Here is a 13,743-nt window from a genome sequence, read left to right on the forward strand (position 1 = left end):
GAAATCACGGCGCTGTCGTGGGCGGAGACCAGTGGGCGCTCAGGCGTAGCGGTCGCTCAACGGATCGCCTCGTCGCCGAGGGGAGCGTGCCGTTGCCACGGACGAATCCGCTCCAGCTGGGCGGCTACCGCCAGCAGCGTGGTCTCGCCGCCGGGTGCCGCGGCGAGTTGGACGCCGATGGGCAGCCCGGTATCGGAGTGTCCGGCGGGAACGGATATCGCCGGGTAGCGCACCGTGTTGAACGGCGGCGTGAACGGGATGAAGCGGGGCACGTCGAGCATGGTTCGCAGAAACCCTTTCCCGGCGAAGGCCCCGACGGGCACCGGCGAGGTCGCCAGGGTGGGCGTGAGCAGGAGGTCGTGCTCGGTGAACCACGCGGCGAATCGGCCTGCCTGCCGCGGCGGGGGAGCGTCGGGTACGCGGTGCATCCTCGTGATCACCCGTCCGGCCCGCGCCACCTTGCGGGTCAGCGGTTCGAGGAGATCCGCGCTCAGGTTCGCGGTGTCCTCGGCGACGCCGGCGAAATAGCGTGCGAGGAAGCCGAGCGCGTCCTGCGGCCGCCACGGCGGCGACGCCTCGGTGACGGTATGGCCCGCTTCGCGCAGCGCTTCGGCCGCGGCCAGCATCGCGGTGCGCACCTGAGGGTCGACGGATGCCCCCAGCACCGGTGAGCGGGTGGTCATGCCGATCCGCAGCGGCCGCTCGAGCGGAGGCGGCGTCCGGTAGTGGTCGTCGGCGGCGAGCACCCCGAGCAGCAGCGCCGCGTCGGCCACCGTGGTCGCCAGCGGGCCGAACGTCGATATGCCGAGCCAATTCGAGCCGAGTTCGGCGGGGCGCGCGATCACGCCGTCCCCGGGCTTCAGGCCGACGAGCCCGCAGCAGGACGACGGGATACGGATCGACCCGCCGCCGTCGGAACCGACTGCGAGCGCGGCCATCCCGGTGGCGACCGCCGCCGCGCCGCCGCCGGTGGAGCCGCCCGGGGTGTACGCGGTGTGCCACGGATTGCGGGTGACGCCGTGCGCGGCGCTCTCGGTGACCGGCCACTGACACAGTTCGGGCACATTGGTCTTGCCGATCAGCAGCGCGCCCGCGGCGCGCAACCGGCCGACCAACTCGCTGTCGGAACCGGCCGCGGTCTGGCGTGCCGCGCGGGATCCGTTGCCGGTCACGCATCCGGCGAGGTCGAGGTTGTCCTTCACCGCCACGGGAACCCCGGCGAGCGGAAGGTCACGAAGATCGCCGCGGGTGGCCAGCGCGCGGGCTTCGTGGCGGACCTGCTCGTGGCGCACGATCCGGAAGGCGTTGAGCCGCGGGTCGAGTGCCGCGATGCGGGTCAGGTGCTCGTCGACCACCTCGAGCGGCGATACCGTCCGGCTCCGGACTCCCGCCGCGATCTCGGTCGCCGGCGCGCCCGCCCATGTCATCGCACTCTCCTCGGTACCTCGGATCGCGACGCCCGCTGCGGCACCGCCACCGGCCTGCGCGACTCGCCGCCCACGGTAATCGCCGACGGGGGAACCCACAACGACCAGCGCTGTCGTTCCCGCACATGGGAACGAGCGGCGCGGCACACGGCGAGTACCTCGCGTTCTCGATGCGGGCCGGTCCGGACGGAGAGCATGTCGCGCCCGAGATCGCCGCGGTCCCGGCACTCGCCGGCCGGGACCGCGACGAAATCGGGCTCGAATGATCAGGTCGTGCGATAGGTGCGGGCCACGAGTGCCGAGCGCAGGTACCACAGGCCCGACGGCTGGGACGGGTCGAAACCGGTGAGCTGTCCGATCCGCTTGAGCCGGTAGTCCACGGTGTTGGTGTGCACGTGCAGCACGCGTGCCGTGCGCTGCCGGTTGAGGTTGTTGGCGATGTGGCGTTGCAGCGTTTCCAGCAGCTCGGGATGCGCGTCCAGCGGGTCCAGCAGCGAGCCGAGATACTCGCGGCCGGGCCCGGGTCTGGTCAGCTGGTATTCCAGTGCCAGTTCGTCGAAGCGGTAGAGCCCGGCCACCGCCTGCAATCGCTGCACCATGTCGAGCAGTTCGTGCGCCTGATCGGCGGCGGTGGGGATCTTCTCGGGAGTCGCCTCGACCATGGTCGCGGTGACGCCCACCTGCGCGGCGTGCGACAGCTGGGTGACCAGCGCGTCCAACTGCTCGTTGTCCAGATGGCCGGACGGGATGAGCACCGTGCCGCCGTCGACGCTCAGCAGCGACAGCACGGCCTCGCCACAGCGTGTGGCCAGTTCGGCCTGGACCCGGCGCAGTTTCCGGCGCGCGACGACCTTGCCGTCCACCATCGGGTTGCGTTCCTCGCGGTGCGGCGGGATCGCCACGGCCAGAACGGCGTACGACGACGCGATGGCGATGCCGCACTCGCGCGCCATGGTGGAGGTGCTGTGCCCGCCGAGCAGCGCGGAGGTCAGCGTGTGCACGGCGGTGTGGTGCTCACTGACCACCGCGCGCAGTTCGCGGACGTAGGCCATGGAGACAGCGGAGTTGATCATGTCGAGCATCTCGACGACCATCTTGGCGCCGTCGACCAGATCGTCGTAGTCCTTCATCGTCGCGTCGGACACCACCAGGTCCAGGCCCATCTTGAAGCCTTCGTGGATCGAGTGGTGGATGGTGTCGATCGGCACCCCTTCCCGCGCCCACCCCGCGGCGGCGTCACCGAGCCGCTGGAGTTTCTCCGGAAGGTCCTTGCCGTCGAGCATGCTCACCGCCAGCTCCAGGCAGACCCGGGTGATGGTGGTGACGTCGCCGGCGATCGCGTCACCCGGTAGCGTCCCGCACGGGATGACGTTCTCGACGAAGTGCCCGACCATCTGACGCGATAGCCCGCGAACATCCTTCAGCGGGGACGACATCGGCTTCCCCGACAGGGTCAGGCTCGGCCGGGCCGAACTGTCGACGGACATTGGCGACTCCCTTCCGCCCACGATTGGTGTGCAGCGCATTCACACTAATCGGTAGATCTCCTTCGCGGACCCGATCGACCGGTTCTGTGAGAGCTGGGAGGGACCGGTCGGTGCGGGGTTGTGAGCGGTCACAGGACCGGGGCCGGACGGCGGCTACCGACCCCGCGGCGGGCGGCGCCGGGTTCGGTCGTCGCCGCGAGCGCGGACGGACATGCCGGTAGGATCACCCGCGCCGGGCATGGCCATGTAACGAGGGTCTTGTCCGGCACGTGTCGTGTCCTGGAGGGTGTGCAGTGCCCATCCGCCGCGCACGCCACGGCGGAAAGGCAGTGCGGACGCAACGATAGGGGCAGGCGATGACACCGGCTCTGAGATGTCTTGTCTGGGAACTGGACAACACCTTGTGGGACGGCGCCGTGTGCGACGCGACCGTCGGCGCGTTGCGACCCGCCGCCCTGCGCACCCTGCGCGTGCTCAGCGAGCGCGGGATCTGGCATGCCGTGGCGAGCCGCGGCGAGCGCGAATGGACGCTGGACAAGCTGTACCGGCACGGCGTCTACGAGATGTTCTCGGCCATCGAGATCGGCTGGGGCCCCAAGTCTTCGGCGATCATGCGGATCGGGCGCACCCTCGGACTCGGGCCGGAGGCCATCGGTTTCATCGACCACGAGCCGGTGGAGCGCGCCGAGGTTGCCCGTGCGCTGCCCGCCGTGCGCTGTTACGCCGCCCGCAACGCCGACGTCCTGCCGGTGCTGCCGGACTTCCGTCCGGTGTCGCGCACCGGTCCCGCTCCCACTCCGCCGCTCGGGTTCGCCAGGGTGCCCGCGCGCTGAGACGAGCGCGGTGACCACGTGATACACGCCCGGCCTGCGGGATCGCGTGACCGCGCCGGAGGCTTCCCAGCCGCGCGAGGAGGCGCGCTGGAGTCGTATCGTGTTGATGGACAATGCGGTATCGGTGAATCGGCGGCGATAGGTTGTCACCATGAAGTGCTATGGCGTAACCGCGAGTAATGCCGAATCGTGGACCGAGATCGCCAACAGCTTCGTTCCCATGGACTACCGCTACGGCGATCCGGACCGCTGGTATTCGGGGCTGACGGTTCAGGAGTCGGCCGTCTACCGGTTGTTGCGCTGGGAGCAGCGGGGAATCAGTACCTCCTACCGCACCCGGACGAATATCCGCCACGGTCCGTGTGACGACTTCTACTGGGTCGTCGTCCCCCAGCAGGGCGTGTACTCGGTGCGCTATCGCGAAGAGGAGACGCGAGCGCGACCCGAACAGGCCGCGGTGACCGCGCTCGACGATCTGTGCCAGATCCACATCCCGCTGTTGTCGGCCTACGCGTTCCAGCTGCCCCGTGCCGAACTGGACCATCGCGCGGGACCGCTCGCCGAACGCGGTATGACGATCGACCTGAATTCCGGACTGGGCCGGATCACCCAGACGATGATCCGTAGCACCCACGACGAACAGGCGAATCTGTCCGACCTCGAATTCAACGCGGTCTGCGACCGGATCGCGGAGTTGCTCAGCCTGATCTCGCTCGGCGAGACCGGTCCGCAGCGAGCCCACCACGCCCATGTCGTCGCGCAATCCGGCAGTACGTGCGAGCCAATGTCGGCCGGAGTGACGTGCGCCTGCCCGCGGTGGCGCACGCGCTGGGCTGGTCGCCCCGGCAGTTGCGCTCGGTATTGCAGCAGGCCGGCACCACCTACCGCGACGTGCGGCGCGACGAAGCCCTGCGCGCCGCACGCGACCTGCTCGAGGACCCGGCGCGGGAGGACGATCCCATCGGCGCGCTGGCGGTCCGCGCCGGATTCACCCCGGCATGGTTCTCCGCGGCGTTCAAGGCGCGTTTCGGTGAGACGCCGCGGGCCTTCCGGCGGCGCCGAGCGGCGGAACGCGCCCTGCCGGGCGACGCGCGTGAGCCGGTGCCCACATCCTGAACCGGACGACATCCGGAATCAGGCGGGCAGCAGGCTGATCGAGAGGTCGCGCAGCCGGGCCGCGTCGGCGATCACCCGGTATCCCGCCACCCGGTCGCCGCGCACCGTGACGGTGAGCGCCAGCAGCAGCCTGCCGTGCGGCGCGACCACGACGCCGGGGTGACCGTCCACCAACGCGAGCGCCGCCACCTGTGCGCGCCGCCGGAGCAGCACGGTCTCTTCGGCCACCGAAGCCGCGCCGCGTACGGTCGTGGCCACTCCGTCGGGAAGCGCGGCGGCTTCGGCGGTGCGGACCACATCGGGCGCCAAGACGGCCAGGAGCGCGTCGAGGTCGCCGTCGCGTGCCGCGCCGAGAAACGCGTCGACGACATGCCGCTGCGCGGTGAGTTCGGGGGTGGCATCGGCATCCCGCACGCGGTGGCGAGCCCGGCTGGCCAGCTTCTTGGTGGTCGGCGTCGTGCGTCCGACGATCGGCCCGATCTGGTCGAACGGCACCGCGAACAGGTCGTGCAGGACGAACGCGACCCGCTCGTCGGGGCCGAGCCGGTCCAGCACCACCAGCAGTGCCCGGCCGACCGAGTCGATCAGGACTGCCTCGTGCTCCGGTTCGTTCTCGTCGGCGCCGCTTTCCAGCCGTGCGGGGTGGTCGAGCGGTTCCTCGCGCCGCGCGGCCCTGGCGCGCAGCAGGTCCAGGCAGATCCGGGACACGACGGTGGTGAGCCAGCCCGGCAGGTTCCGGACGTCCTCGACGTCGTGGCGGGCCAGCCGCAGCCAGGTCTCCTGCACCGCGTCCTCGGCCTCGCTGGGTGAGCCGAGCATGCGGTAGGCGACCGCGTGCAGGTGGCCGCGCTGGGACTCGAATTCCCGCGCGAAACCGTCTTCGGTGGGCATCGGTCACCTTTCCGCTCCATGGTCCGTCATCGAGATGACGGATCGGACAGCGCCCAGGTGACCGGGCGCGCCACCTGACGGAAGGGTATTGCGATGGACATCGCTTACGTCGTCGCCACCGTGCTGGCAGCCGCGGCCGCATTGCTCGCGGCGGGCATAGACGTGGTCCGCGCCGAGTGGGTGCGGACGAACATGCGCGCCTACGGCGTTCCGGAGTCGTGGCTGACGCCTCTCGCGGTCGTCAAAGCGGTCGGCGGGGCCGGACTGCTGGTCGGCTTGGCGGTCCCGCCGATCGCGGTTGCCGCGGCGGCCGGGCTGGTCGGCTACTTCGTCGGCGCGGTGGTGACCGTGGTCCGTGCGCGGCAGTACGCCCACATCGGCTACCCGCTGCCATACCTGGCCCTGGCGGCCGCATCGCTGGGACTGTCCGTCGCGGCGTAGATGCGCGGCGACGCGCGTGGCACTACTCCGCGAGGATGAACTGGGCCGCCTGCTCGCCGATGAACACCGCGGGCGCGTGCGTGTGGCCCCGGATGAGCAGCGGCATCACCGAGGCGTCGGCCACCCGAAGCCCTTGGACGCCACGCACTTCCAGCCGGGGCGTGACGACGCTGGCGGAGTCGGTGCCCATGCGGCAGGTGCCGACCGGATGGTAGAGCGTGTGGGCGTAGGAGTTGAGCGTCAGTTCGAGCACGGCTTCCGGTTCCGCGGGCGCCTGGGGCGGGTAGATCAGCGGGCCGAGCACCGCCTTCATCGACGGCTCCGCGGCGATGGCGGCGCACACCCGCAATCCGGCCATGATGGCGGCGCGGTCGGCCCCTGCGCTGTCGGACAGGTAGCGCGGATCGATCACGGGTTTGGCGGACGGGTCCGCGCCGGACAGGGTGATCCGTCCTCGGCTCTGCGGGCGCAGCAGCACCGTCGCCAGGATCACCCCGTGCTCGGTCGGGTCCTGAAGTCCTTCGTAGTAGAACGGCGCGGGCGCGAACACCAGCTCCAGGTCCGGGAACTCCAGATCCGGGTTGCTGCGCACGAACCCGTACGCCTCGCCGACGTTCGAGGTGAGCATGCCGCGATGGCGGATCAGGTAGGCCAGCAGCTGACGCGGCCGCTCGGCGCCGAACAGCGAATCGCCCGCGACGCCGTAGCCGATGCCCGCGACGAGATGATCCTGCAGATTCGCGCCCACCTCCGGCGCGTGGTGGCGCACCTCGATGCCGTGGCGGGCCAGTTCGTCGCGATCGCCGATGCCGGAGAGCATCAGCAGTTGCGGGCTGTTGATCGCCCCGCCGCACAGCACGACCTCACGCCGCGCGGTCACCGTGTGCGTGCCGCCGCCGTGGCGGTACTCCACGCCCACCGCGCGGGTGCCGTCGAACAGCACCCTGGTGGCCAGCGCCTCGCTGCGCACCGTGAGGTTCGGACGACGCAGCGCAGGCCGCAGATAGGCGTCGGCGGTGCTCCAGCGGCGGCCCGCGCGCTGGGTGACCATGGTCTCGCTGAACCCCTCCGGCTGCGGGCGGTTGGGCGGCTCGACCTGGTAGCCCGCCTCCTGCACCGCGGCCAGGTAGGCGGCGGTGAGACCGCGCGGGCTGCGCTGACGGGAGACGTGCAGCGGACCGTCGGTGCCTTCGTCGGGGTACTGGGCGTTCTCCACGCGTTCGATGCGGCGGTACTGCTCGACCGCCGCGGCGAAACCCCACTCCTCGCCCGCCAGCAGCGCCCACTCGTCGTAGTCCGCCCGGAATCCGCGCACCCACATCATGGCGTTCATCGAGGACGAGCCGCCGAACATCTTGCCGCGCGGCCAGTAGATCTCGCGGTTCTTCAGTTCCGGTTGCGGCGTGGTGAGGTAGTCCCAATCCACCTCGGAGCGGAACAGTTTGGCGAACCCGGCGGGGATGTGCGCGAACTTGTTCTTGTCCGGCGGGCCCGCCTCCAGCAACGCCACCGTGGTGCCGGGATCGGCGCTGAGCCGATTGGCCACCACCGCGCCCGCCGATCCCGAGCCGACGACGACGTAATCCGCGGAAAGCTCACCAGGTTGCACTGTTCCCACTCCGATCTGCACCGACTACGGCAAAGATACGAGCATGCCCGCGTCGCGTGGCCGATTTCGGGCAACCCGGCGCGAAGTCGTCCGGCGAAGTCCGCGCTATCGCAGGATCAGCAGCGCGGAGGTCTCGATGCGGTCGGCGATCTCGGAATAGGACCCGTAACCCATGCCCGCCCGCACCAGCGCGCCCGCGTAGAGCAATTCCAGCGATTCGACCACGTCCGGGTCCGGATCAGGACCGAGCGCGCGGATGATCCGCTTGCGGATCTCGGCCCCGATGCGTCCGCGCAGATGCTCCACGTCCGGATCACGGCCGAGCAGGGCGCTGGTGACCGCGCCGGAGAGCTCCTGCTCGTCGGCCACCAGCATGGCGATGTTCCGCAGCTCGGCGATCACCCGGACGGTCGGGTCCTTGTCCTCGCTGACCGGTGACGGCGACGCGACCAGCCGCCGCCAGAAGATCTCGGCGACCAGATGCTCCTTGGACGAGAAGTAGGTGTACGCGGTGGCCGTCCCGACCCCGGCCGCCGCGGCGACCATCCGGATGGTCATGCCCGCGAACCCTTCCCGCGCCAGCACTTCCACCGCCGCGCGGGTCAGCTTGTCGACGGTGTCGGCCTGCTTGCCGGACAGCCTGCGGCGGGTCGCCTCGAGAATGACGGAATCGGGTTCGGACATGTGTCTGGATCCTACTAGCGGCCGGGGCGGTTCAGTTCTTGGCCGCCGCGATGCCGGCCCGGCGCCCGTAGAAGCTGCCGTCGCCCAGCGACGCGCCGCTGACGTAGCCGCCCGCGCACAGGCCGGAGGTGCACCGGCCTGCCGCGAACAATCCCGGAATCGGCTCTCCGGAGACGTGCAGCACCCGCGAATCGAGGTCGGTGCGCAGTCCGCCGAGGGTGAAACCGGCTGTGAAGCCGCGCATGTCGAAGGCTGCCACGGGTCCGCGCAGCGGGCGCACCCATTCCGGCTTCTTGCCCAGCATCGGGTCAGCGCCGCCGGCGGCGTGCAGGTTGTAGCACTCCACGGTCGCCTGCAACGCCTGGCCGGGCAGGCCCATCTCCGCTTCCAGTTCGGCGATGGTCTCCGCCACCCAGGTCGGGGGCTGGCGGAAGAACGGCGTGGAGGTCTCGGTCGTCAGCGCCTCCTCGTAGGACGCTTCATCGATCACCAGGAACGCCTGATTGTCCTGCTGGATCAGCGTCGCCTGGCCGATCCGGCCGGGGTAGGTGTCCTCCGGGATGTAGCGCTGGCCGCGCCCGTTGACCAGGATGCCGCGGGCCAGCAGCTGCGGATCCCCGAAGAACGCCACCTCGGTCGCGTCCATGTGCGCCAGCTCCGCGCCGAGCGCCTGCGCCAGCCGGATGCCGATGCCGTCGTGTTCCTCGATCGCCGCGGCGGGCCTGCCGATCAGTCGCGGCGCATATCCTTCGATCATCTCCTTGTGGTAAGCGAAACTGCCGGTGGCCAGCACGACGCCGCGCTCGGCGCGGATGGCGACCGGCTTGCCGTAGCGGCGGGCCAGCACCCCGACCACCCGATCGTCGTCGTCGACGATCAGCCGCGCGATCCGCATGTCGTACTCCGCCCGGATGCCCAGCGCTGCCGCGGTGTCGGCCAGCGGCTTCATCAGCATGTAGCCGCCGCCCTTCTCGCCGGTGCGCTTGTCGGCCATCTGTGGAACATGGCCGCGCGGAGCGGGTTCGGCGATCGCGTTGAAGGGCGCGGCGTTCTCGCCGCCGGAGTACATCAGTCCTTCGTCGTGCGGCGGCTCCCACCCCGGCTCGCCCCAGAACGCTTCGCGGAACGGCACGCCGCAGGACACCAGCCAGTGGAAGTGCTCGACGCTGCCGCGGCAATAGTCGGCGATCTTCGCCTTGTCCACGCCGGGGCCGAGCGCCGCGAGCAGGAAGGTCTCCATGTTCTCCGGCGTGTCCTCGAAACCGAGGGCCTGTTGCAGTGGTGTGCCGCCACCGAGGTAGATGAACCCGCCCGCCAGGGCGGCCGCGCCTCCCCAGCCGCCGGTACGCTCCAGGACCAGCACGTCCGCACCCGCACGGGCGGCCTCGATGGCGGCGCAGACCCCGGCGATGCCGTATCCGGCGACGACGACGTCGGCCCGATGGTCCCAGGTCTCGACCCGGCTCGCGCGCAGGGGGCGAATGGTGGTGGCGTCAGACATGGTCAACGAATCCTTCACTGCTCGGTTGGCGCGGACTGCGCGCGGGCGGCCTTCTTCTGCTGCGCCACAATCGTGCCCACCAGGATGTCGAGTTTGGTGCCGTTCGGCCAACCCACGTAGTGACACAGGAACACCGCGATCTCGTGCAGCTGGTCTTCGGTGAGTTCGCCGTTGCGCAGCGCGGCCCCGATCTGGATGCCCGCGGTGTCGATCGCGCCCTGCGCGGCCAGCGCGCCGAGCAGCAGCAGCCTGCGGTCGCGGACGGTGAGCCCGGGCCGCGACCAGATGTCGGCGAAGAGGTGGTCGGCGGTGACGGCGAAGTGGGCGCCGGGGTATTCCTGGAACTCCGTGCCGTAGACCTCGGCCATCCTGGCCAGACCGCGCTGCCGCACGCTGTCGCCGGAACCGTTGTCGCTCATGAGGTTTGCCTTTCCGATGCGGAGGTGCCCGTCCCGACGCCGAGTCCGGGACCGAGCCGGTCGATGGCGAGTTCGGCCAGCGGCAACGCGGTGCCGAGCCGTTCGCCCAATTCCAGGGCGAGACCGAGGTCTTTCTCCCCGAGGTCGCGCACGTGCCGCAGGATCGGCAGCCAGAAGTCGCCGTCCTGGATCGGCGCGGTGTTGTCGCGCAGCATGATGGCGCCGGGCCCGCCGGTGACCGCGTCGGAGTGGCGCACCACCTTGCCGAGCGCGGTGAGGTCGAGACCGGCCGCCTCGGCCAGGCGTTGCGCTTCGGTGGCGGCGGTGAAGGAGACGAAGTGCAGCAGGTTGCGGGCCAGTTTCATGCGCGTGCCCGCGCCGACCGGCCCGGCGTGCACGATCAGATCGGCGAAGCAGCCGAACGGTTCGCGCACCTGCTCGAACGCCGCGTCGCTGCCGCCGACCATGACCGCGAGCGCGCCGCGGGTCGCGCCCGCCGCGCCGCCGCTGATCGGCGCGTCCACCAGTTCGACACCGCGGTCGCGGCAGACCGCCGCGAGCTCTTCGGCGGTGCGATCGCTGATCGTGGAGTGCACGGCGACCACGGTGCCGGCCGCGGCGGTGCGCAATATGCCCTCCGGACCGGTGATCACGTCGCGGACCTGGGCGTCGTTCACCACGGTGATGGAGATGACCGCCGCCTGCCCGGCGAGTTCGGCGGCGGAGGCGACCGCCTCGGCCCCGGCCGCGAGGAACGGCTCGACCGCCTCGGGCCGCGTGTCGCACACCGTCAGCCCGCCCGGCCATTGCAGCAGGCGCTCGGCCATCGGCGCGCCCATGTTGCCCAGGCCGAGGAATCCGATGCGGGCGCTCATGACCGCACGATCTGTCCGCCGTCGACGTTGAAGATCTGCCCGGTGACCCAGCTCGCCTCGTCCGACAGCAGGTACAGGCAGGCGCCGACCAGGTCCTGCGGCGTGCCCATCCGCTTGAGCGGCAGGCGTTTGACGATGTCGTCGACGATCACCTCCGGGGTGACCGCCTTGGTGGCGTCGGTGTCGATCGGTCCCGGCGCGATGGCGTTGACGCGGATGTTCGACCCGCCCAGTTCGAAGGCCAGTTGCTGGGTGAGCCCGTTGACGCCGACTTTCGCCAGGCCGTAGAAGCTGGAATACAGCCACGCGGCGGTGGAGGACTGATTGACGATCGATCCGCTGCCGCGCTTGGACATGTGCGGCCAGACGGCGCGGGTCATGACGAGCGCGCCGTCCATGTTCACGCTCATGAACTTCCGGTAGTAGTCCCACGGCACGGTCAGCAGCAGGTTCAGTTTCATCTCGCCGTAGATGGCGGCGTTGTTGACCAGGTGGTCGATGCCGCCGAACTCGGCGACGGCGAGATCGGCCAGCGCGGTGGCGGAGTCGGGATCGGACACATCGACCTGTCCGAACACCGCGGTGCCGCCGTCGGCGACGATCTTCTCGACGACCGCCGCGCCGCTCTCGGCGTTCTTGTCGGCGACGACGACGTTCGCGCCCTCGGCGGCCAGCGCCTGCGCGTAGGCGGCGCCGATGCCCTGAGCGGCGCCGGTGACGATGGCGGATCTTCCCGTGAAACGGGCCATGGAGTTCAGCTCCTCTGTGTTGTCCCGCGGCGGTCAGACCGCGGTGGCGATGACTTTGGTCTCGAGGTACTCCTCGAAACCGGCGATGCCCATCTCACGGCCGAGGCCGGATTGCTTGTAACCGCCGAAGGGGACGTCGGCGGAGTACCAGATCCCGCCGTTGACGCCCAGCGTCCCGGTGCGGACGCGTTCGGTGACCCGCCGGATGCGCTCGGGATCGGTCCCCCAGACCGAACCGGACAGGCCGTAGGGGGAGTCGTTGGCGATGCGGACGGCGTCCTCGTCGCCGTCGTGCGGGATGATCACCAGCACCGGGCCGAAGATCTCTTCGCGGGCGACGGTCGAGCTGTTGGGGACGTCCGCGATCAATGTCGGTTCGACGAAGAACCCGCGCTCGTGCCGGGCCGGCCGCCCGCCGCCGACCACGATCCGCCCGCCCTCGGCGCGCGCGATATCGACATAGCGTTCGACCCTGGCGCGCTGGCGTTCGGAGATCAGCGGCCCGCACACCGTGCGTGGGTCGGTGGGATCGCCCGGCCTGATCCCGCCGAGCGTGGCCGCGGCCGCCTGCACCGCTTGGTCGTAGGCGGCGCGCGGGACCAGCAGCCGGGTGGACAGCGCGCAGCCCTGTCCGGCGTGCACGCACACCGAGAACGCCGCGACCGAGCAGGCCGCGGCGATGTCGGCGTCGTCGAGCACGAGGAACGCCGATTTGCCGCCCAGTTCGAGGAACGCCTTCTTCAAAGTCGTTGCGGCACCGGTCATGACGGCCCGGCCGGTGGCCGTGGAGCCGGTGAAACTGATCATGTCGACGCGCGGGTCGGCGGTCAGCCGGGCGCCGAGCGTGTGGTCGGCGGAGGTCACGATATTCACGACCCCGGCCGGGATGTCGGTCTCCTCGGCGATCACGGCGCCGACCGCCGCCGCGCACCAAGGGGTATCGGGGGCGGGTTTGAGCACGACGGTGTTCCCCGCCGCCAGCGCGGGACCCAATTTGGCGAAATTGATCTGATGCGGGAAGTTCCATGGCGTGATCGCCCCGACCACGCCGATCGGCTCCCGGCGCAGCAACCGGCGGGTCTTGATGCCCATCGGTTCGGCCACGCCCAGATCGGTTTCCCAGTCGTAGGTTTCGGCGAGTCCGGCCGCGTAACCCAGGTCGGCGACCGGGCCTTCCAACTGCGGGCCCGCGGTCAGCATCCGCGGGGCGCCTGCCTCGGCGATCGTGATCTCGCGCAGGTCCTCGACGTGGGACTGCAACGCGGTGCGCAACTGCGCGAGGCAGTGGGCGCGGAAGGCGTGATCGCGCGACCAGTCCGTCTCGTCGAACGCGGTGCGCGCGGCGGCGACGGCCGCGTCGAGATCGGCCGCGTTCGCGTCGGCGGCGAGGCCCAGGACTTCCTCGGTCGCCGGGTTCACCGTCGCGAAGACACCGTCGGCGCCCTCGACCAGCTTGCCGCCGATCAGCAGGCGGGACCCGTCGGCGGGCAGAAGGCTGCTCATGGATTACTCCGATACTGTCTGGACACGTGTACGGAATATAGTCTGGGACGTCGATGTGTGGCAATAACAGGTTCTAATCTGCCATTCTCGACGGGGCCGAGCGGGAGGGGGTGTGCTTCGGCCGGATGCGCGCGAGAGGGTCGAGTGCGGCACGGCGAAACGGTTGGTGGTCCGAGGGGTATTGTCGGGACAGTAGGGCGGTGGTACT

The 13,743-nt window shown here is 70.3% G+C and carries 14 protein-coding genes and 1 pseudogene; 5 read left to right on the forward strand and 10 right to left on the reverse strand.

Going from position 1 to position 13,743, the window contains the following annotated elements:
- Nucleotides 1-56 precede the first annotated feature (56 nt).
- On the reverse strand, nucleotides 57-1,427 hold the full coding sequence (locus ON29_RS13755; protein ID WP_040866665.1) for an amidase: 1,371 nt from the start codon (nucleotides 1,425-1,427) through the stop codon (nucleotides 57-59).
- A 125-nt stretch (nucleotides 1,428-1,552) separates the two neighbouring features.
- Here ON29_RS13755 and ON29_RS35795 point away from each other — a divergent pair, with 125 nt between their 5' ends.
- Complete coding sequence (locus ON29_RS35795) at nucleotides 1,553-1,693, forward strand: hypothetical protein (protein WP_157172769.1); 141 nt, start codon at nucleotides 1,553-1,555, stop codon at nucleotides 1,691-1,693.
- On the opposite strand, the gene ON29_RS13760 is transcribed toward ON29_RS35795, so the two are convergent.
- A complete protein-coding gene (locus ON29_RS13760; RefSeq protein ID WP_040866622.1) occupies nucleotides 1,694-2,914 on the reverse strand; it encodes a PucR family transcriptional regulator in 1,221 nt (406 codons plus the stop codon).
- 356 nt (nucleotides 2,915-3,270) lie between these two features.
- On the opposite strand from ON29_RS13760, the gene ON29_RS13765 reads away from it, so the two are divergent.
- The 3 genes and pseudogenes from ON29_RS13765 to ON29_RS33835 all read left to right on the forward strand — a co-directional run bounded on the left by ON29_RS13765 (nucleotide 3,271) and on the right by ON29_RS33835 (nucleotide 4,863).
- The gene (locus tag ON29_RS13765; protein WP_040866623.1) at nucleotides 3,271-3,747 is read left to right on the forward strand and encodes an HAD-IIIC family phosphatase; all 477 of its coding nucleotides are present in this window, start codon (nucleotides 3,271-3,273) and stop codon (nucleotides 3,745-3,747) included.
- A 220-nt stretch (nucleotides 3,748-3,967) separates the two neighbouring features.
- A pseudogene (locus tag ON29_RS37760) lies at nucleotides 3,968-4,435 on the forward strand (AraC-like ligand-binding domain-containing protein); the annotation flags it as partial.
- 86 nt (nucleotides 4,436-4,521) lie between these two features.
- Nucleotides 4,522-4,863 carry a helix-turn-helix domain-containing protein gene (locus tag ON29_RS33835; RefSeq protein WP_157172770.1) on the forward strand — a complete coding sequence of 114 codons (342 nt, stop codon included), beginning with the start codon at nucleotides 4,522-4,524 and terminating at the stop codon, nucleotides 4,861-4,863.
- A gap of 18 nt (nucleotides 4,864-4,881) precedes the next feature.
- Here ON29_RS33835 and ON29_RS13775 read toward each other — a convergent pair whose 3' ends face one another.
- Complete coding sequence (locus ON29_RS13775; RefSeq protein ID WP_040866624.1) at nucleotides 4,882-5,754, reverse strand: sigma-70 family RNA polymerase sigma factor; 873 nt, start codon at nucleotides 5,752-5,754, stop codon at nucleotides 4,882-4,884.
- Nucleotides 5,755-5,847: 93 nt separating this feature from the next.
- Between ON29_RS13775 and ON29_RS13780 the strand changes: the two genes are divergently transcribed.
- Nucleotides 5,848-6,195 (forward strand): DoxX family protein, encoded by a 348-nt coding sequence (locus tag ON29_RS13780; RefSeq protein WP_040866625.1) that lies wholly within the window; start codon nucleotides 5,848-5,850, stop codon nucleotides 6,193-6,195.
- A 22-nt stretch (nucleotides 6,196-6,217) separates the two neighbouring features.
- Here ON29_RS13780 and ON29_RS13785 read toward each other — a convergent pair whose 3' ends face one another.
- The 7 genes from ON29_RS13785 to ON29_RS13815 all read right to left on the reverse strand — a co-directional run bounded on the left by ON29_RS13785 (nucleotide 6,218) and on the right by ON29_RS13815 (nucleotide 13,535).
- Complete coding sequence (locus ON29_RS13785) at nucleotides 6,218-7,804, reverse strand: GMC family oxidoreductase (protein WP_040866626.1); 1,587 nt, start codon at nucleotides 7,802-7,804, stop codon at nucleotides 6,218-6,220.
- A 105-nt stretch (nucleotides 7,805-7,909) separates the two neighbouring features.
- Complete coding sequence (locus ON29_RS13790) at nucleotides 7,910-8,488, reverse strand: TetR/AcrR family transcriptional regulator (RefSeq protein WP_040866627.1); 579 nt, start codon at nucleotides 8,486-8,488, stop codon at nucleotides 7,910-7,912.
- 31 nt (nucleotides 8,489-8,519) lie between these two features.
- Nucleotides 8,520-9,989 carry an FAD-dependent oxidoreductase gene (locus tag ON29_RS13795; RefSeq protein WP_040866666.1) on the reverse strand — a complete coding sequence of 490 codons (1,470 nt, stop codon included), beginning with the start codon at nucleotides 9,987-9,989 and terminating at the stop codon, nucleotides 8,520-8,522.
- Between the two features lie 14 nt (nucleotides 9,990-10,003).
- Nucleotides 10,004-10,408, reverse strand: a complete 405-nt coding sequence (locus tag ON29_RS13800) for a carboxymuconolactone decarboxylase family protein (RefSeq protein ID WP_040866628.1) — start codon at nucleotides 10,406-10,408, stop codon at nucleotides 10,004-10,006.
- Nucleotides 10,405-11,283 carry an NAD(P)-dependent oxidoreductase gene (locus tag ON29_RS13805; RefSeq protein ID WP_040866629.1) on the reverse strand — a complete coding sequence of 293 codons (879 nt, stop codon included), beginning with the start codon at nucleotides 11,281-11,283 and terminating at the stop codon, nucleotides 10,405-10,407. Before ON29_RS13805 ends, ON29_RS13800 begins: the two co-directional genes overlap by 4 nt.
- Nucleotides 11,280-12,032, reverse strand: coding sequence for an SDR family oxidoreductase (locus ON29_RS13810; RefSeq protein WP_040866630.1), 753 nt, complete (start codon nucleotides 12,030-12,032; stop codon nucleotides 11,280-11,282). The genes ON29_RS13805 and ON29_RS13810 overlap by 4 nt, the downstream gene beginning before the upstream one ends.
- 33 nt (nucleotides 12,033-12,065) lie before the next feature.
- A complete protein-coding gene (locus tag ON29_RS13815) occupies nucleotides 12,066-13,535 on the reverse strand; it encodes an aldehyde dehydrogenase (protein WP_040866631.1) in 1,470 nt (489 codons plus the stop codon).
- Between the last annotated feature and the right edge of the window lie 208 nt (nucleotides 13,536-13,743).

The organism is Nocardia exalbida NBRC 100660 (assembly GCF_000308575.1).
GTDB lineage: Bacteria > Actinomycetota > Actinomycetes > Mycobacteriales > Mycobacteriaceae > Nocardia > Nocardia exalbida.